This is a genomic window from Actinopolymorpha alba DSM 45243, from assembly GCF_000373925.1.
Lineage (GTDB): Bacteria > Actinomycetota > Actinomycetes > Propionibacteriales > Actinopolymorphaceae > Actinopolymorpha > Actinopolymorpha alba.
Window position 1 is genome coordinate 83,434 of sequence record NZ_KB892768.1, and the last position, 17,478, is coordinate 100,911.

Here is a 17,478-nt window from a genome sequence, read left to right on the forward strand (position 1 = left end):
CGCCGGGTCAGGAGCTCTGCTCGGGCGTCGCCAAGGTGGCGGGAGCGCCGTCCGCGGCGGCGGGCTTGCCGTTGCCGTTGCCGTTGGCACCGGCGGCGACGCGGCCATCCGCGGTCGGGTTCTCCTGCATGGCGTTCAGCAGGTTGCGGGCGATCCCGAGCCCGGTGCCACCCATGGTGAGGGCCTTGGCCAGCAGGTCGGAAACGCCGTCGGCGCCGTTGAGCACGACCATGTGGTCGACGTTGCTGAACGCCTGAGCTCCGGCGCCCACGATCTCCGGCCACTTCTCGGCCAGCTGCTGGGCGACGACCGCCTCCTGGTTCTCGGCCAGCGCCGCGGCGCGCGCCTTGAGCGCCTCCGCCTCGGCGAGACCCTTCGCCTTGGCGGCTTCGGCCTCGGCGAGGCCGCGTGCCTGGGCCGCTGCCGCGTCGGCCTCACCGGTGGCGCGGGTGGCGTGACCCTGCGCCTCACCGCGCATCCGGGTCGCCTCGGACTCGGCGTTCGCGGCCGTCTTGACCCGGGTCGCCTCGGCCTGTGCGCGCAGCTCGGTTTCCTTCGCCTCCGCCTGGGCCGCAGAGATGCGGGCGTCACGGTCGGCGTCCGCCAGCGTGCGGGTTTCGTAGGCGCGGGCGTCGGCTGGCTTGCGTACGTCAGACTGCAGCTTCTGCTCGGCGAGTTGCGCCGCGAGCTGGGCCGCCTCGGTCTCGGCCCGGATCACGTCCTGCTTGGCCGAGGCTTCCGCGAGGGGCCCCGACTGCCGGGCCTTACCGGCGGCCTGGTCGATCTCGGCTTGGTACTGCGCCTGCCTGATCTGGCTCTCCCGGATCGAGGCGGCCTTCTCCGCGATGGCGTCCTGCTCGGCCTTGGTCGCCTCCTGGTCGCGCTGGGCCTCGGCGATCCGGGCCTGGGCGGCGACCGCGGCGGCGTGCGGCTTGCCGAGGTTGGCGATGTAGCCGGTGGTGTCCTCGATCTCCTGGATCTGGAACGAGTCGACGACCAGACCGAGCTTGCTCATCTCGTCGGCGGACGAACCCCGGATCTCCGACGCGAGGCGTTCGCGGTTGAGGATGAGGTCCTCGACCGTGAGATTGCCGATGATCGAACGCAGATGTCCGGCGAACAGCTCGTGGATCTTGCTGTCCATGGTATTCTGCTGGTCGAGGAACCGTCGAGCGGCGTTCGCGATGGACGCGAAGTCGTCACCGACCTTGTAAATAACCACGCCCCGCACATGAACCGGAATTCCCTGTTTGGTGACGCAGCCGACCTGCAGCGTCGCGGATCGCGAATCAAGGAGCAGGCGCCGGGCGGTCTGAAAACCCGGAAGCACCAGCTTTCCCTTACCAGTCACGATCTTGAAGCCGAGACTCTCGGCGGTGTCGGCGTTCTCGCCTCTGGCGCCGAGCCCGGAAATGATGAGCGCCTCGTTGGGTTCGGCGACCTTCCAGATCCCACGGAATCCCAGAATGAGCACAATAATCGCGCCGGCCACGATGGCCACATAGATGTACCACGGCATGGATCCGCTCAGAGCTCCCCTCACAACCCCGTGTCCGCCTCGACGTGAGGCTCGCCAAGCATAGGGGCAGCAGATCACTCGCGTGGCGATCTTGCGGCGGACCTGTGGATGACGGTGTGGGTCGAGGACCGCGGGGCCTCGTCACGCTCGCCGAGACCGGCCCGGAAAGACCGGAGGCGACCTACCCGAGAGCGGCGGCGACGTAGACGGTCCGTGGTGCGTGGTATTCGACGACGACCACGAGGGCGCCGATCTCGAACGCTTCCCCGGGGATGCTCGGGTAGGCGTAGAACGCCTCCACGCCACCACGGATCGGCACCATCACCTCACCGACCAGCCCGGGGCCGATCGTCCCGGTGACCCTGCCCTGTTTGCCGACCATTCCGTCCCTTCGCTCGAAGGCCACTACCGCGCCAAACCGCCGTAGCTGAACGCTATCCGCTCACCGAACGCACGCGACGACTGCCGTCCTGTGAACGCGCGGAACGCGGCGTACCCAGTCTCCACCAGGCGAGCGGTCGATCTCCGCGAAACCACTGGCCATGATCGACCGAAGCAGTACCATCCCGCGCAGGGAGGGCGCCCATGACGAGCACACAGGAGCTCCTTGACGCGGCGAAGACGGCCAGGACACGACGAGCCCGGGTATGGAAAGCCGCGCTCACGTTGGTGGTCGTCGTCGGGGCGGCCTGGGTGGTCATCCCGTCGGTGTACGCACCCCTCGCGCCCGGAAGCTCCGGCGGCATTCAGAGTCCGTCCATCAAGGTGCTGACCGACGGGGTCGAGCGAACCCGCTATATCCTCACGGCTCCCCGTGGCCAAACCGGCACGGTGCAGTACTCCCTTCGAAATGAGGGCATGGTCCCAGTCCGGCTTCACGGGTTGCCAGCTGACGAGCCATGGCTGTTACGGGTACGCTGGGCACCCTCCGTGGGCCGGGACAACCTTTGGGGTGGGCATCCAGACGAGGTGAAGGAGTTCCCGGTAACTCTGAAACCCGACGAGGAGATCACGCTCTGGGTCACCGTCACCAAGCCGCCATGCCAGAACGACGGTTACTCGACCATCACCAGCATTCCGATCAGCTGGTCAGCGCTCGGACGACAGCACGTGTACCAGTTCCAGTTGGAGGGCGACTCTCTCCCCATCTCGGTGTGCTATCCCAAGGAAGCGCTGAATCATATCGCTTCGCGGTGAAGTGCCGGGCACTCTCACGTCCAGGGCTTGCGGAGTTGTCATAGGCTTCTCGGTCTCTTAGCCGAGAAACCTATGACAACTCGGGGTTGCCCCCTGGTTTCGCAGCATCCGAAACAGTTGGGTGTACGCCATTCGAGAGGGGCGCGACCTGAGGCGGCATGCCTCACGAAGCATGCTCAATTCGCCTTGCATGGTGAGGACTTGCCGCGTGAGGTCGCGCCCGTCTCGCGTCGCGTACACCCAACCAACCCCGATGGCGGGATAACCGGCGGCCAACATTGAGGCTTATTCAAACTTCGCCGGAGCGGCGGGCCATGATCATGAAGGATTTTCGTCGCTATATGACCAGAATCCTTGGTGATCCTTGGGAGTCTTCTTCAAGACTCCATGCGAGTTCCAGGCCCCCTTGGCTGGAGAGCCAAATGATCACGTAAACGTGGTCATTGCATGCCTTGCATGGCACCGACACCATGTGAGGCAGGCAATGACCACGTTTACGTGATCATTTGGACCCTCACACGGCAGTGCGGCGACCAGGAGTTTTGAACAAGCCTCTGGATGCGCGGCCTCATGTCTCACGTACTGGACGGCGCCGCCCGGCGGTTCGCGACGCGCCCACTATGCGAGATCGCTCGCGAGTTACGGCGACGTGGCGTTCAAGGAAACGCCTGAGACAACCGGCGACGTGCGGGCAATACGGTCCCGCGTTCGCCGCTACTCGCGGGTCCACGCGAGGAGTTCCTCGACCGGACGGGTGTTGATCACCCGCTCCGGCGGCACACCGCATTCCTCGGCCCGGGCGCAACCATAGGGCTGCCAGTCCAGCTGACCGGGCGCGTGCGCGTCGGTGTCGATCGAGAACACACACTCCTGTTCCACGGCGAGCCGCAGCAGCCGGCGGGGCGGGTCGAGCCGCTCCGGCCGGGAGTTGATCTCGACCGCGACTCCAAACTGCCGGCACGCCTCGAACACGATCTCCGCCCTGAACGTCGACTCCGGCCGGGTGCCACGCTCACCCGTGATGAGGCGGCCGGTGCAGTGGCCGAGGACGTCCACGGCGGGGTTCGCGATCGCTGTCACCATCCGCCGGGTCATCTCCTCAGCCGGCATCCGCAGCTTCGAATGCACGCTCGCCACCACGACGTCCAGTTCGGCGAGGAGTTCTGGTCGCTGGTCGAGCGAGCCGTCCTCGAGGATGTCCACCTCGATCCCGGTGAGAATGCGGAACGGCGCCAGTTCGGCGTTCAACCGGCGTACGACGTCGAGTTGCTGGCGAAGCCGGTCGACGGAGAGCCCGCGGGCCACCTTGAGCCGGGGCGAATGGTCGGTGAGGGCGATGTAGTCATGGCCGAGGTCGCGCGCGGTCTCGGCCATCTCCCGGATCGGGCTGCCGCCGTCTGACCACTCCGAATGGGTGTGCAGGTCACCCCGGAGGGCCTGCCGGAGCCCTTCACCTTCCTGCACGAGGGGACCGGCTTCGGCCTCGAGCTTGGCCAGGTAGCCCGCGGTCTCGCCGGCCAGCGCCTCGGTCACGACCTTGGCGGAGACGGGTCCGACGTCGGGGAGCTCGGTGAGCGTGCCGGCCGCCGCCCGGCGTTCGAACTCGTCGGGGCTGAGCTTCTCTAACGCCCAGGCGGCCTTGCGGAACGCCCGCACCCGATGTGTCTGGGCGCGTGCCCGCTCGAGCAGGAACGCGATCTGTTTCAGCTGGTCGACCGCCGCAGTCACGTTCACACCATAGAGGCCGTGCGGACCGGGGCGGCGATCACGAGCCGGGACTCTTCGCCCTGCCGGTGCGTACGGACGTGGCGGGCTCTCGTATCTTCTGCGACGTGGGACGCGTCGACTACTACCACGATCCGACCGCACCGCCGGCGAACACCATCGTCCCGTCGGTCACGGTGGTTGTCGTGCGGGACGGAAGCGTCCTCCTCGTCCACCGCGCGGACAACGGCTACTGGGCGGTCCCGGGCGGCGGCGTCGATCTCGGCGAATCCGCGCCCGACGCGGCGATCCGCGAAACCCGCGAGGAGACCGGCATCGAGATCGCCCTGGTCGGGTTGGTCGGCATCTACACCGATCCGGGGCACGTGATGAGGTACGAGGACGGCGAGGTACGCCAGCAGTTCAGCCTCTGCTTCAAGGCCCGCGCTCTTGGCGGGCGCCTTCGCGGCCAGGCGACGGAGAACAGCGCCGTCCGCTGGGTCCCGATCCCCGAGCTCCCGGAGCTGTCGATCCACCCCGCGATGCGGCTCCGGATCGATGACGGGCTCGCCTGGCAGCCAGGCGGGGCCGCTCACATCGGCTGACCGACCGGCAGCCCCTGCGGAGCTGGTGCGAAACCGACAAAACAGACAAAAGGCGGCACGCGGTACGTCCTATCTGGTCGATGCTCACCGGCTGTCACGGTCGTGCGGTGTCCGCGTGCGACACTTCCCACGTGTCGAGTCTGAACCGCGCAACCGCCGCATCCCACCTCGAGCGGGCCAGCGGCATGCTCGCCTCCGCCACGATCGAGCGGATGCAGCAACGGCTCTCGTGGTTTCGCGGTATGAATCCTCAGGACCGGTCCTGGATCGGGCTGGTGGCCCAGACGTTCATCGCCGCGTTCGTCGCGTGGTTCCGCGATCCCGGTGTCGGACCGGTGTTCACCGCCGACGTCCTCGGGACGGCGCCCCGCGAGCTCACCCGCAAGGTGACCCTGCACCAGACCGTCGAGATGATCCGGATCGGTATCGAAGTCGTCGAGGAACGTGTCGACGACATCGTGCCGGCCGCCGACGTGGCGACCGTCCGCGAGGCGGTGCTCCTCTACTCCCGTGAGATCGCCTTCGGAGCCGCCGAGGTCTACGCCCGGGCCGCGGAGATGAGAGGTGCGTGGGACGCGCGCCTCGAGGCGCTCATCGTCGATGCGGTCCTGCGGGGCGAGACCGACGAAGCCGTGCGTTCCCGCGTCGCCGCGTTGGGCTGGTCAGAGACCACCCAGGTCCTCGTCGTGGTGGGGCGTACGCCGGTCGGAGATGCCGAGGCCGGAGTCGAACTCATCCGGCGGGACGCCCGGCACGCTCGACTCGACGTCCTGACCGGCGTCCAGGGCGACCGACTGATCGTGATCCTCGGCGGAGCCAAGGACCCGCACAAGGCAGCCAGCGGGTTCGCGGCGCATTTCGGACCCGGACCCGTCGTCTACAGCCCCGTCGTACCCGATCTGCTGGCCGCCTCCGGCGCCGCCCGGGCGGCCATCGCCGGCTACCGCGCCGCTCCCGCCTGGCTCGACGCGCCGCGACCGGTGGCGGCCGAGGAACTCCTTCCCGAACGCGCGCTCTCAGACGACGCCCATGCCCGCCGGCAACTCGTCACCGACGTCTTCGCACCGCTCGCGGACACCGGACCGGTGCTCCTCGAGACGCTCGCCGCGTTCTTCGAGAACGGCGGCTCGGTCGAGGCCACCGCGCGGATGCTCTTCGTCCACGCCAACACCGTGCGTTACCGGTTGCGGCGGATCACCGAGCTCACTGGCTACGCACCGTCGAACCCGCGGCATGCGTACACCCTCCGAATCGCCCTGACATTGGGTCGTTTGCACGCCCACGGCGAGCCTGAGTCTGAATGAGTTTGTAGGGTTCCTACAGAGACCCGCCGGCAAGATTCGTGTTACCAGGTCGCCCCTTCCGGGCCGTTCAGCCGTCATCGTGGATTTCGTGCTCGTCATCGTCGCGCCTGGGCAAGGGGCGCAAACGCCTGGCTTCCTCACACCGTGGCTTGAGGACCCGACATTCGCCGACCGGATCAGCTGGCTGTCCGCCGTCAGCGATGTCGACCTCATCCACTACGGCACCAAGGCGGACGCGGAGACGATCCGCGACACTGCGATCGCGCAGCCGCTCCTCGTCGCCTCGGGTCTGGTCGCAGCACTCGCGTTGTTCCCCCATCCGGCAGACGCCTTCCGCGTGATCGACCTCGCGGCGGGCCACAGCGTCGGCGAAGTGACCGCCGCCGCGGGTGTCGGGGTGATCAGCGCCGAGCAAGCGATGGTTTTCGTACGTGAACGCGGCAAGGCAATGGCGCAGGTCGCGGCGAAGACGCCGACCGGGATGATGGCGGTCCTGGGCGGCGACCCGGAGGAGGTCCTCGCGGCGATCGAACGCCACCGGCTCATCGCGGCCAACAACAACGGTCCGGGACAGGTCGTCGCGGCCGGGACCCTGGAGGACCTCGAGCGGTTCACCCAGGACCCGCCCGCCCGCACCCGACTCGTCCCGCTCCAGGTCGCGGGCGCGTTCCATACCAACTACGTCGCCCACGCGGTCGATCTCCTCGGCGGCTATGCCCGGGCGATCAGCACCCACGACCCGCGTACCCGCCTGCTCTCCAACCGCGACGGGCTCATCGTCCACGACGGACGTGAGGTCCTGCAGCGAATCGTGACGCAGGTGAGTTCGCCGGTCCGCTGGGACCTCTGCATGCAGACGATGCGCGACCTCGGTGTCACCGGCATGCTCGAGATGCCACCGGCGGGAACGCTGACCGGCATCGCGCGGCGGGCCATGCCCGGGGTCGAGACGTTCGCCCTCAAGACACCCGACCAGCTTGACGACGCCCGCGCGTTCGTCGAGAAGCACGGTGAGGGCGGCCCGCTCGAGGGCAACCCGACCTGGCGGCTCCTGGTAGCACCGATGAAGGGCATCTTCAGCCTCGCCCCCGACCAGCCGGCCGGTGCCGCGCTCACGCCCGGCACCATCGTCGGCAACGTCAAGAGCCTGCGCGACGACCTGCCCGTGTCCGCACCGCACGGCGGCACCATCGTCGAGTGGCTGGTGGAGGACGGCGATCCGGTCTCCCCGGGCCAACCATTGGTACGACTCCACCCGGCGGTGAGCACATCGTGACCAGCGCGATCCGTACCTCAGGCGGCGCCCAGCACGCCAGCATTCTCGGTGTGGGCGTCTACCGCCCATCCCGGATCGTGACGAACGCCGAGATCTGTGAACACATCGACTCCTCCGACGAGTGGATCCGTACGCGTTCGGGGATCGTGAGCCGGCGCTGGGCCACACCGGAGGAGACGGTGGCCTCGATGTCCGTCGCGGCCGGGGGCAAGGCCCTCGCCAGTGCGGGTATCCAGGCCGACCAGGTGGACTGCGTTCTCGTCTCGACGGTCTCCCACTTCTCGCAGACGCCGGCGATCGCGACCACGATCGCCTCGGAGATCGGCACGGACGGCGCCGCGGCGATGGACATCTCCGCGGCGTGCGCTGGCTTCTGCTACGGCGTCGAGCTCGCCCAGAGCATGGTGCGTGGCGGCTCGGCGACGTACGTCCTGGTCATCGGCGTCGAGCGTCTGTCCGACCTCACCGATCTGAAGGACCGCTCGACGGCGTTCCTCTTCGGCGACGGGGCGGGCGCCGTCGTCGTCGGCCCGTCGGAGGAACCCGGCATCGGTCCCGTCGTCTGGGGCTCCGACGGTGGAGCGGCCGACCTCATCCGCCAGAAGGCGCCGTGGGACGACGCCCTCTCCTCCGGTGAGTACCCCTACCTCGTGATGCAGGGCAACCCGGTGTTCCGGTGGGCGTCATACGCCATGGCCAAGGTTGCCGAGGAGGCTCTCGAACGCGCCGGCGTCAGCATCGCCGACCTCGACGCGTTCATCCCGCACCAGGCGAACATGCGGATCACCGACGCGATGGTCAAGGCTCTGAAACTTCCGAGCCACGTGGCGATCGCCCGCGACATCGCCGAGCAGGGCAACACCTCCGCCGCTTCGATCCCGCTCGCCATGGAGCGCATGCTCGCGGCGGGCGAGGTGAAGAGCGGCGACACCGCACTGATCATCGGGTTCGGGGCCGGACTGGTCTACGCCGCCCAGGTGATCCGGGTCCCCTAACCACAGTCGACCTCGCCCTTGATCCCCCGGGCGCGGCACCCACGAAAAAGAAGGAGCACCAAGGCATGGCCACCACCGAGGAGATCCGCACCGGACTCGCGGAGATCGTCAACGAGGTCGCGGGCATTCCCACCGAGGACATCCAGCTGGACAAGTCGTTCACGGACGACCTGGACGTCGACTCGCTGTCGATGGTCGAGGTCGTTGTCGCGGCCGAGGAGAAGTTCAGCGTCAAGATCCCCGACGACGAGGTGAAGAACCTCAAGACCGTGGGCGACGCCGTCGCCTACATCGAGCGCTCGCAGGGATGACGCCGACGCGGGACACGCCGGGCGGGTGTGCCGCCACCGGTTCGCTCACCCGGCACCCGCGTCACGTCATGCTCTGCGACGCCGGCATTTCGGGGCTGCGGTCCCACGGGGGCCGGTCCGCCGGAGACCACCCGCCAACGGGCGGCTCAGGGTCCTTTCGGGCAACGCCCGCCGGGTACCCACTCCCGCCATCGGCAGAGAAACAGAGGAGAACCCGATGAGCACCAAGGTTGTCATCACAGGACTAGGTGCCACGACCCCACTCGGCGGCGACGTCGCCTCGACCTGGGACGGCCTGCTGTCGGGTCGTACCAACGCGCAGGTACTCACCGACGAAGCCTTCGCCGACCTACCGGCGCGGATCGCCGCGCCCGCTGCTGTGGACCCCGGCGAGGTGTTGTCTCGCGTGGAGGCCCGCAAGCTCGACCGCTACGAGCAGTTCGCGATGGTCGCGGCCCGGGAGGCCTGGAAGGATTCGGGCCTGGCTGACGCCGACGTACCCGGCGAGCGGATCGCAGTGTCCCTCGGGTCGGGCATCGGCGGACTGATCAGCATGCTCAACGTCTACGACACCCTTCGTACGAAGGGCCCGCGGCACGTCACGCCGTACACCATCCCGATGATCATGCCGAACGGCGGAGCCGCCTGGGTCGGGCTCGACATCGGTGCCCGGGCAAGCGTCCAGACCCCGGTGGCGGCGTGCGCGTCCGGCAACGAGGCCATCCGCCACGGGCTTGACCTCATCCGCTCGGGCAAGGCCGACGTCGCCGTGGTCGGTGGCGCCGAGGCCGCCATCCACCCGCTGCCGATGGCCGCGTTCGGCGCCATGATGGCTCTGTCGCGCCGCAACGACGACCCGCAGCACGCGTCCCGGCCGTTCGACAAGGCCCGTGACGGGTTCCTGCTCGGGGAAGGCGGCGCGGTGATGGTTCTCGAGTCCGCCGAGCACGCCGAACGCCGCGGCGCACGGGTCTACGCCGAGGTCGCCGGGGCGGGCGCGTCCGCCGACGGGCACCACATCGTGCAGCCGGATCCGGAGGGTAAGGGCAACGCGTTCGCGATGCGCGAGGCGCTGACGAACGCGCGCCTCGCACCCCACGAGGTGATCCACATCAACGCGCATGCGACCTCCACGCCGGCCGGAGACGTGGCCGAGGCGGTCGGAATCCGCGCCGTATTCGGCGAGGCGGCGCAGAATGTGGTGGTGACCGCTCCCAAGGGGGCCCTCGGGCACCTCCTCGGCGCCGCGGGCGTGGCCGAGTCCATCGCCACCGTCCTCGCGTTGTACCACCGGGTCGTCCCGCCGACCATCAACCTCGACAACCTCGACGACGAGGTGGGTCTGGACGTCGCCGTGGAGCCTCGCAAGCTGCCCGAGGGCCAGCTCGCCGCGATCAACAACTCGTTCGGGTTCGGCGGCCACAACCTCGTCATCGCTTTCCGTACGGTCTGAGCGGTCCCACCCGCGCATACCTTGACCAGCACCGGAGTGAAAGGGACGTGACCGTCACCGAGAATCCCGCCGACACCGCGACAGCGGCCAACACCGCTGCGAAGCCGGCCAAGCCGCCCCGCGAGCAGGACCCGCGCTACCCGCGCAACCGGCTCGCAGCACTGCTCGACCAAGGCAGCCTCTCGCTCCTCACACCCGAGGACAACAGCGGCATGCTCGCCGTGACCGGCACGATCGCCGGCCGCCCGGTCGTCGCCTTCTGCTCTGACCCGACCATCCAGGGCGGAGCGATGGGACACGAAGGCTGTGACGTCGTTGTCCAGGCGTACGACCGGGCGCTGGCTGACGGCGTACCCATCATCGGCTTGTGGCACAACGGCGGTGCCCGGCTCGCCGAAGGCGTGTTGTCACTGCACGCGGTCGGTCTCATCTTCCACGCCATGACCCGTGCGTCCGGGCGGATACCGCAGATCTCGGTCGTGCTCGGACCTGCGGCTGGCGGTGCGGCGTACGGCCCGGCACTCACCGACGTGGTGATCCTCGGCCCCGAGGGCCGCATCTTCGTGACCGGCCCGGACGTGGTCCGCTCGGTCACCGGTGAGGACGTCGACATGCTGCGGCTCGGTGGACCCGAGCCGCACGGTCGCCGCTCCGGCGTCGTCCACGTCATCACCGACAGCGAGCAGGGCGCCCTCGACGAGGCCCGCCGGCTGGCCACGCTCCTGGGATTCCAGTCGCAGGGCACGATTGACGTCTCCTCGGTCGAGGACCTCGATCTGGCGGATCTGCTGCCCGACTCGCCGCGGCGGGCGTACGACGTGCACCCGCTGATCGACCACCTGCTCGATGAGGGCACCACGATCGAGCTGCACCCGCGGTGGGCGCCCAACATCGTGACGAGCCTCGGCCGGCTCGGCGGGCGGACCGTCGGCGTGATCGCCAACAACCCGCTGCGCCTGGGCGGCTGCCTCGACTCCACGTCGGCTGAGAAGGCCTCGAGGTTCGTCCGCATGTGCGACGCGTTCGGGGTTCCGCTGGTCGTCCTGGTGGACGTACCCGGCTACCTTCCCGGGGTCGGGCAGGAGTGGGACGGCGTGGTCCGGCGGGGCGCGAAGCTGCTCCACGCGTTCGCCGAGGCCGTCGTACCCCGCGTCACCCTGGTCACCCGCAAGGCGTACGGCGGCGCCTACATCGCGATGAACTCCCGCTCGCTCGGCGCGACCAAGGTCTTCGCCTGGCCAACGGCGGAGATCGCCGTCATGGGCTCGATCGCCGCGATCCGGATCCTGCACCGGCGCAAGCTGGCGGAGGTCGAACCCGACATCCGTCCCAAGGTCGAGGCCGAACTCGCCGCCGAACACGAGAAGATCGTGGGCGGCCTCGACAAGGCCATCTCGATCGGTGTGATCGACGAGGTGGTCACACCCAAGCAGACGCGGAGCCAGCTGGCGGCCGCCCTCGCCGAGGCGACGGACGCGCGCGGCCGGCACGGGAACATCCCGCTCTAGCGTCCCGCACCGGACGATCCTCGCTGCCACGCCGTAGCCCGGCCCGAATGATCACGTATACGTGGTCATTGCCCGCCTCACATGGTGCCGGTGCCATGTGAGGCAGGTACGCGCCACGTATACGTGGTCATTCGGGGCGGCGTCGTCGCGGTTGGTGGGGGCCTGCGCGATCAGGATGAGGACCTCGAGCTCGCGCTGGCTCAGGAATTCCTTCGTGCCCGAGGATCGGTGCGGGTCGGCGCCGCCAGCTCAGGCGCTGAGGACGATCACCTCGTGGTCGACGACCCGGGGTACCACGACCGAGGACCAGCCATCCTCGTCGCGTACCTGCGCGTCCCGCTCGGCGACGAGGAGACGCGCCCGGTTGGCCACCCGCTCCCCCGGCATCCGCACCCGCACCGCGAACGGGCCCGCCGGCACCAACTCGTCAAGCGCGCCCTGCCAGGCCCCACCCTGGTTGAGGTTGACGAGATGGAGGATCACCGAATCACCCTGGCGATACAGGTGGCAGTCGAGAACGCCCGGACCGTCGACCTCCAGCGCCACCCAGCCGCAGGCCGCCCAGCGGACGGCGTTCGCGAGCACCCGGCCATGGTCTGGGTGGTGGTGGCGGGCGTAGCGCCGGTCGAGATCCGCCCCGAGGTAGGCGATCCGGCTGCCGTTCGACCGGACGCGCGTGACGAGGCCCGGCAGGCCGCTGTGGGTTCGCGCCATCCACGCCTTCTCGGGCGGGTAGATCGGGAACGGCGGAACCCACGTCATGGCGACCGTCGCGTCCTCGTCGGCGCGGACAACCTCGAGCCGCCCACCGAACGGCAGCAGGTCGGTCTCAGTGAACCCTGCCACGATCTCCTCGGGTAGCTTCTCCGAACGCTCGATCCGAAGGTACGTATGGCCGTCGTACGCCTGCCAATCCGGGGTTGACGGCGCGAAACTGCCGTGGTGGCTACCTGTTGCGTGTACGCCCAGGAGGTCGGCCAGGGCAAAGTCGGGCCGGCGGTCGCCCCATTCGTCGTACAGGCTCGACTCCCCGGTCGCGACCAGGCCGCCACCGTCGTAGACGAACGATCGGATCTGCGCGCACTGGCGGTCGCTCAGCGCTCCGACGTTGGGCAGCACGAGAACCTCGAACTGGTCCGCGTCCCGCTCGATGTGGTCGGCGTGCACCGGCAGGTAAGGGATCCGGGCCCGGATCAGTGCGTCCACCACACCGCGGTAGGGGTCGACACTGCGTTCCTGCGGCTCGTCGCGGCCATGGAAGTCGAGGCTGCGCTGGCTCCACACCACACCGACCGTGGCGATGGGATCGCGGTCCTGCAGATAGGTGCAGTTGGCCTCGTGCCAGCGGAACAACGGGCGGGCCGTGTGATACTGCCGGCGATCCTCGTGATGGCTACCGATGTGATGCCACCACGGTTGCAGGCCACCGGCGAACCCCTCCACCGCCCACATCCGTGTCTCGGCCTCGGGCTTGCTGCCCAGCCGGAACGTCGGGATCCCCGCGTCGTACATCGCGGTGCTCTCCGGGATCAACGCGTCCCATCCGAGCAGTCCGTGGACGAGCTTGCCGCTGTCACCGTTGGCAGAGAAGCCGGCACCCCGGCGAAACTGCGAGTCCAGCATGATGATCGACGCGCGTTCGCAGATCGCTTTGTAGTCACGAAAGTGCAGGCTCTGCGCCAGCGGGTCGCCGGCGTTCATGCCGATCCAGAGACAGTCCTCACCGCCGACGCGTGAGGTGACCGCGTTGTTGAGGTCCCAGATGCCGAGCCTCTGGGCGTAGCTCCACTCGATCCACTGGCGGTACGCCGGGTCGTCCCAGTCACGGCGGCGTGGCAGGTCCTGTCCGGTCGACTCGCGGAACCCGCGCCGGCAGGACACGCAGTAGCAGATGTGGTCGCGGCCAAGACCACTCCAGCTGTTGTCCGTGATGCCGTCAGGGCTGCTGCGCCGCACGATCTCGGCGAGTACGGCGGGAAGATACTCGCGGTAATAGGGCCCGTTGACGCAGGCGAGGTAGAGGTTGCCGGCTTTGAACGGCTGTCCGTCGGCGTCGACGGCGAACCAGTCGGGGTGCTCAAGATAGAACGTCTCGTCGGCGCGGTTGGAGTCCATGCGGGCGAGGACGCTGAGCCCTTCCTCCCGTGCCGCTTTCACGATCTCGCCGTACAGATCCCGATCCCCGAGGAATTCCGCACGCCGGTGCAGCGGGTGTTCGCTCGGGTAATAGGCGACAATTCCGCCGGCGTTCACGATGACGCCCTGGACGCTGGTCCGCCGCCAGTAATCCCGCCACCATGCGGCGTCGTAGCGCGCCGGGTCGATTTCGGTCAGGTTGGTCTGACCCCATCGGAGAGTCCGCCAATACCACGGCTCGTCCTGTGCCCCGCTCATCCGCAGATCCTCTCGATCACTGCTCGCGCGTCCATGCAGGGTACCGAGAGCGATCATGTGGGGGCTCACTGTGCGGACCCGACCCCATGGGCCGACAGAGGACAGAACGCCCACGACAGGTGGGCGCGGCCCGCACCGAGCGGCCAACCGGGCCGTCGATATGCGAATGCCGACAGGGCAGAACGCCTCCATCACGGCGGAAACAGCCCCGACAGCGGGGACTCGGCCGCCGAGGTGCGTAGACGTGTCTATCGGTTCTCGTCGGCCATGGTCAACTTCGCCGGCGGCGCGGGTGATGCGACGTTGGCGGTCCGCAGACCTTCCCGGTGTGCGGTCTTCTGGGATCGGTCTCAGGTCAGCCGCATGAGTCCCGCATGGGTGGTGCGGAAACCACAGCCGCGATAGAAGCCGTCCAGGTGTTCCTCGTAATCCACGTGTAACCACTCGGCTCCCGCCGCCCGCGCGGTGTCGGCGGCGATGCTGACGAGACGTTGCCCAAGTCCGCGCCGGCGTTCGTCTGGATGCACGGTGGTGTCGAGAATGAACGCGTGCCGGCCCCCGTCGCCGACCACGTTGACGTATCCCACCAAGCGTCCGTCCCGGCGGGCCGTCACCCACGCCAGACTCCGCTCCAACAATCGGCTGAAGTCCGTCCAGCCATGCTGCGACCAGGACGCGGCGAAGAGTTCGTTGAGTTCGGCGTCTGTCAACGGTTCGTTGGCAACGACGGCCAACTCGCCGTCCTGCGTCGCCGGTGGTGCCATGGTGCCGTCCCTTCACCTTCGGGGGCCGTACGCCATCGCCGACCATGAGATTCGGCCGCGGAAGAAGGACGCTATCCGTGCGCGGGGTGCGGGTCGACTGGATTTCCCTGACCCTGCCAGGAGATCGGCCCTGCTCCTGCGGGCTGGTGCATCTGAGGAATTCTTCCGCGGAAGAAGGTGATGACCGTCTCCGCGCCGGCGCACGTGCCTCCCGAACAGCTGTCGAAAGACGGCAGGATGGTGCGACGACGCGCAGGAGGGAGTAGGCATGGGCAGTCCACCACGCACGCTCACCAGCCGGGACCTCGCCAGGCTCGCCGGAGTGTCCCAGTCGACCGTGTCACGCGTGCTCACGAACAGCCCACGGGTCAACGCCGAGACTCGCGCCCGGGTGTTGAAGGTCCTGGCGGAATCCAATTACACCCCGAACGCCGTCGCGCGCGCCATGAAGACCGGGCGTACCGATGCCGTCGGCGTCTTCATGTCCCGGGTGACGAGCCCGTTCCACTCGACGATGCTCGACCTCATCGGCCGCAAGCTGAGCGCTCATGGCCTGCAGATGATCCTGTGGAACGTCGAACACGACCCGGACGAGGCGGCTGCCGGCCAGGCGATCCAGCAGCGCCTGGTTGACGGCTTCGTGTTCACCTCGGCCACCTTCACGTCCCGCCTGCACACGCTTGCCCTTTCCTCAGGTATCCCGACGGTCCTGTTGCACCGCGGTATCGAGGAACTGGCCTGCGACCAGGTGCTCGGCGACAACTGGCAGGGAGCGCGGGACCTCGCGGCCTACCTTCTCCGGGCCGGCCACCTCGACATCGGCCTCGTCACCTCACCGCTCTCGGTGAGCACCGCCCGCGACCGGGAGCAGGGCTTCCGGGCGGTACTGGCCGAAGCCGGCATCACCATCAGACCGAGCAACGTCGCCGTCGGCGGGTTCTCCCACCAGCACGGGCACGCCGCCGCCCGCCGGATGCTCAGCCAGAACGATCCGCCGACGGCGATCTTCGCCATCACCGACGTCCTGGCGTTCGGCGTTCTCGACGGCGCCCGCTCGCTTGGGGTGCGGGTTCCCGACGACCTCTGGGTCGCCGGCTTCGACAACACCGACATGGCATCGTGGGAGTCGTTCGACCTCACCACGGTCGATCAGCCGGTGGGAGCGATCGTCGACCGCGGCGTCGACCTTCTCCGCAGGCGAATCGCCGACCCCTCGGCCGAGCCGGTCGTGACCAGGCTCCCGTGCGACCTCGTGATCCGTGGTTCGACCGCACACACACCTGTCCCCTGACCCTGCCGTCCCTGACCCGGCATCTCCCGGAGGCAATGTGCCATGACCGCCACCCTCGCCGACCATCGCATCGCACGCATCGACAGCCACGTGCTGCGCGACCACTACCCACGCACTGTCGGGCGCAACGCCCGGCTCGGCTCGCACGGTGCCGGCGGGTCCGTTCCGGTCGCCGTCGTCCACACCGACACCGGCGCGACCGGCTGGGGCATCGCCGCCGGTGATCTCCAGGGCACCCAGGGACTGGTCGGACGCCGAGTGGATGACCTCCTCGACCCGGCCGTCGGGACCATCGAGCCGCAGGCCCTCCCGCTTGACTTCGCGCTGCACGACCTCGCCGGGCAGATCCTCGGGCTGCCCGTCCACCAGCTGCTCGGCGGCCGCGGCGAGACCGTCGTTCCCTGCTACGACGGCGCCATCTACTTCGACGACCTCGACCCCGCAGACGCGCCGCGCGGCCTCGACGCGGTGCTCGCCAACTGCCGGGCCGACCACGACCTCGGCTTCCGCGCGTTCAAACTCAAGATCGGCCGCGGCCACCGGTGGATGGACGCCGATGCCGGGCTCCGTCGCGACATCGAGGTCACCCGGGCTGTGCGCGCCGCCTACCCGGAGGCGGAGATCCTCGTGGACGCCAACGACGGCTACACCGGCGAGAGCTTCCTCGGCTATCTCGACGAGGTCGCCGACTGCGGGTTGTTCTGGGTGGAGGAACCCTTCCAGGAGACGCGGGCAGATCTCCGCCGGCTCCGTGCCGAACTCACCCGGCGGGGCTCGGGGACGTTGATCGCCGACGGCGAGGCCGCGCCCGACGTACCGTTCCTGCTGCACCTCAGCGAGGAGGGACTGCTCGACGTCCTCCTCATGGACGTCATGTCGTACGGCATCAGTCGTTGGCGGCGGGTGATGCCGGTGCTGGAGGAGGTCGGCGTGCGCGCTTCTCCCCACGCCTGGGGACAGCCGCTGAAAACCCTGTACGCCGCCCAACTCGCCGCCGGGCTCGGCAACGTCCTGGTCGTCGAGGGGGTGCCGGGGCACACCGAAGGCGTCGACGGCAGTGCGTACCAACTTCTCGACGGGATGCTCCACGTGCCCGACGCTCCCGGATTCGGGCTGCCGCTCCCCGCGACCACCGCGCCTTCGGGCTGAGCAGGCGG

Annotated in this window: 15 protein-coding genes; 10 read left to right on the top strand and 5 right to left on the bottom strand. The window is 68.7% G+C overall.

The window, feature by feature from the left end; all coding sequences use genetic code 11:
- Positions 1-7: 7 nt before the first annotated feature.
- Both B141_RS0123070 and B141_RS0123075 read right to left on the bottom strand, forming a co-directional pair.
- Positions 8-1,519, bottom strand: coding sequence for an SPFH domain-containing protein (locus B141_RS0123070; protein WP_020577555.1), 1,512 nt, complete (start codon positions 1,517-1,519; stop codon positions 8-10).
- 181 nt (positions 1,520-1,700) lie between these two features.
- Positions 1,701-1,901 (bottom strand): hypothetical protein, encoded by a 201-nt coding sequence (locus tag B141_RS0123075; RefSeq protein ID WP_020577556.1) that lies wholly within the window; start codon positions 1,899-1,901, stop codon positions 1,701-1,703.
- Between the two features lie 203 nt (positions 1,902-2,104).
- Between B141_RS0123075 and B141_RS0123080 the strand changes: the two genes are divergently transcribed.
- On the top strand, positions 2,105-2,716 hold the full coding sequence (locus B141_RS0123080; RefSeq protein ID WP_020577557.1) for a hypothetical protein: 612 nt from the start codon (positions 2,105-2,107) through the stop codon (positions 2,714-2,716).
- 714 nt (positions 2,717-3,430) lie between these two features.
- Here B141_RS0123080 and B141_RS0123085 read toward each other — a convergent pair.
- Positions 3,431-4,444, bottom strand: coding sequence for a PHP domain-containing protein (locus B141_RS0123085; RefSeq protein ID WP_020577558.1), 1,014 nt, complete (start codon positions 4,442-4,444; stop codon positions 3,431-3,433).
- A gap of 104 nt (positions 4,445-4,548) precedes the next feature.
- Here B141_RS0123085 and B141_RS0123090 point away from each other — a divergent pair, with 104 nt between their 5' ends.
- The 7 genes from B141_RS0123090 (at position 4,549) to B141_RS0123120 (ending at position 11,872) form a co-directional block, all read left to right on the top strand.
- Positions 4,549-5,025 carry an NUDIX hydrolase gene (locus B141_RS0123090; protein ID WP_026257497.1) on the top strand — a complete coding sequence of 159 codons (477 nt, stop codon included), beginning with the start codon at positions 4,549-4,551 and terminating at the stop codon, positions 5,023-5,025.
- A gap of 131 nt (positions 5,026-5,156) precedes the next feature.
- A complete protein-coding gene (locus B141_RS0123095) occupies positions 5,157-6,329 on the top strand; it encodes a PucR family transcriptional regulator (protein ID WP_237742781.1) in 1,173 nt (390 codons plus the stop codon).
- Positions 6,330-6,417: 88 nt separating this feature from the next.
- Positions 6,418-7,605, top strand: coding sequence for an acyltransferase domain-containing protein (locus B141_RS0123100; RefSeq protein ID WP_020577561.1), 1,188 nt, complete (start codon positions 6,418-6,420; stop codon positions 7,603-7,605).
- A complete protein-coding gene (locus B141_RS0123105) occupies positions 7,602-8,600 on the top strand; it encodes a beta-ketoacyl-ACP synthase III (RefSeq protein ID WP_020577562.1) in 999 nt (332 codons plus the stop codon). Before B141_RS0123100 ends, B141_RS0123105 begins: the two co-directional genes overlap by 4 nt.
- 65 nt (positions 8,601-8,665) lie before the next feature.
- Positions 8,666-8,911, top strand: a complete 246-nt coding sequence (locus tag B141_RS0123110) for an acyl carrier protein (protein WP_020577563.1) — start codon at positions 8,666-8,668, stop codon at positions 8,909-8,911.
- Between the two features lie 217 nt (positions 8,912-9,128).
- The gene (locus B141_RS0123115) at positions 9,129-10,364 is read left to right on the top strand and encodes a beta-ketoacyl-[acyl-carrier-protein] synthase family protein (protein ID WP_020577564.1); all 1,236 of its coding nucleotides are present in this window, start codon (positions 9,129-9,131) and stop codon (positions 10,362-10,364) included.
- A gap of 47 nt (positions 10,365-10,411) precedes the next feature.
- Positions 10,412-11,872 (top strand): acyl-CoA carboxylase subunit beta, encoded by a 1,461-nt coding sequence (locus tag B141_RS0123120; RefSeq protein WP_020577565.1) that lies wholly within the window; start codon positions 10,412-10,414, stop codon positions 11,870-11,872.
- 249 nt (positions 11,873-12,121) lie between these two features.
- On the opposite strand, the gene B141_RS0123125 is transcribed toward B141_RS0123120, so the two are convergent.
- On the bottom strand, positions 12,122-14,266 hold the full coding sequence (locus B141_RS0123125; RefSeq protein WP_169512962.1) for an alpha-amylase family protein: 2,145 nt from the start codon (positions 14,264-14,266) through the stop codon (positions 12,122-12,124).
- Positions 14,267-14,616: 350 nt separating this feature from the next.
- A complete protein-coding gene (locus B141_RS0123130) occupies positions 14,617-15,030 on the bottom strand; it encodes a GNAT family N-acetyltransferase (RefSeq protein ID WP_020577567.1) in 414 nt (137 codons plus the stop codon).
- Between the two features lie 268 nt (positions 15,031-15,298).
- Between B141_RS0123130 and B141_RS0123135 the strand changes: the two genes are divergently transcribed.
- Positions 15,299-16,321 carry a LacI family DNA-binding transcriptional regulator gene (locus tag B141_RS0123135; protein WP_020577568.1) on the top strand — a complete coding sequence of 341 codons (1,023 nt, stop codon included), beginning with the start codon at positions 15,299-15,301 and terminating at the stop codon, positions 16,319-16,321.
- A gap of 42 nt (positions 16,322-16,363) precedes the next feature.
- On the top strand, positions 16,364-17,470 hold the full coding sequence (locus tag B141_RS0123140; RefSeq protein WP_020577569.1) for an enolase C-terminal domain-like protein: 1,107 nt from the start codon (positions 16,364-16,366) through the stop codon (positions 17,468-17,470).
- Positions 17,471-17,478 lie beyond the last annotated feature (8 nt).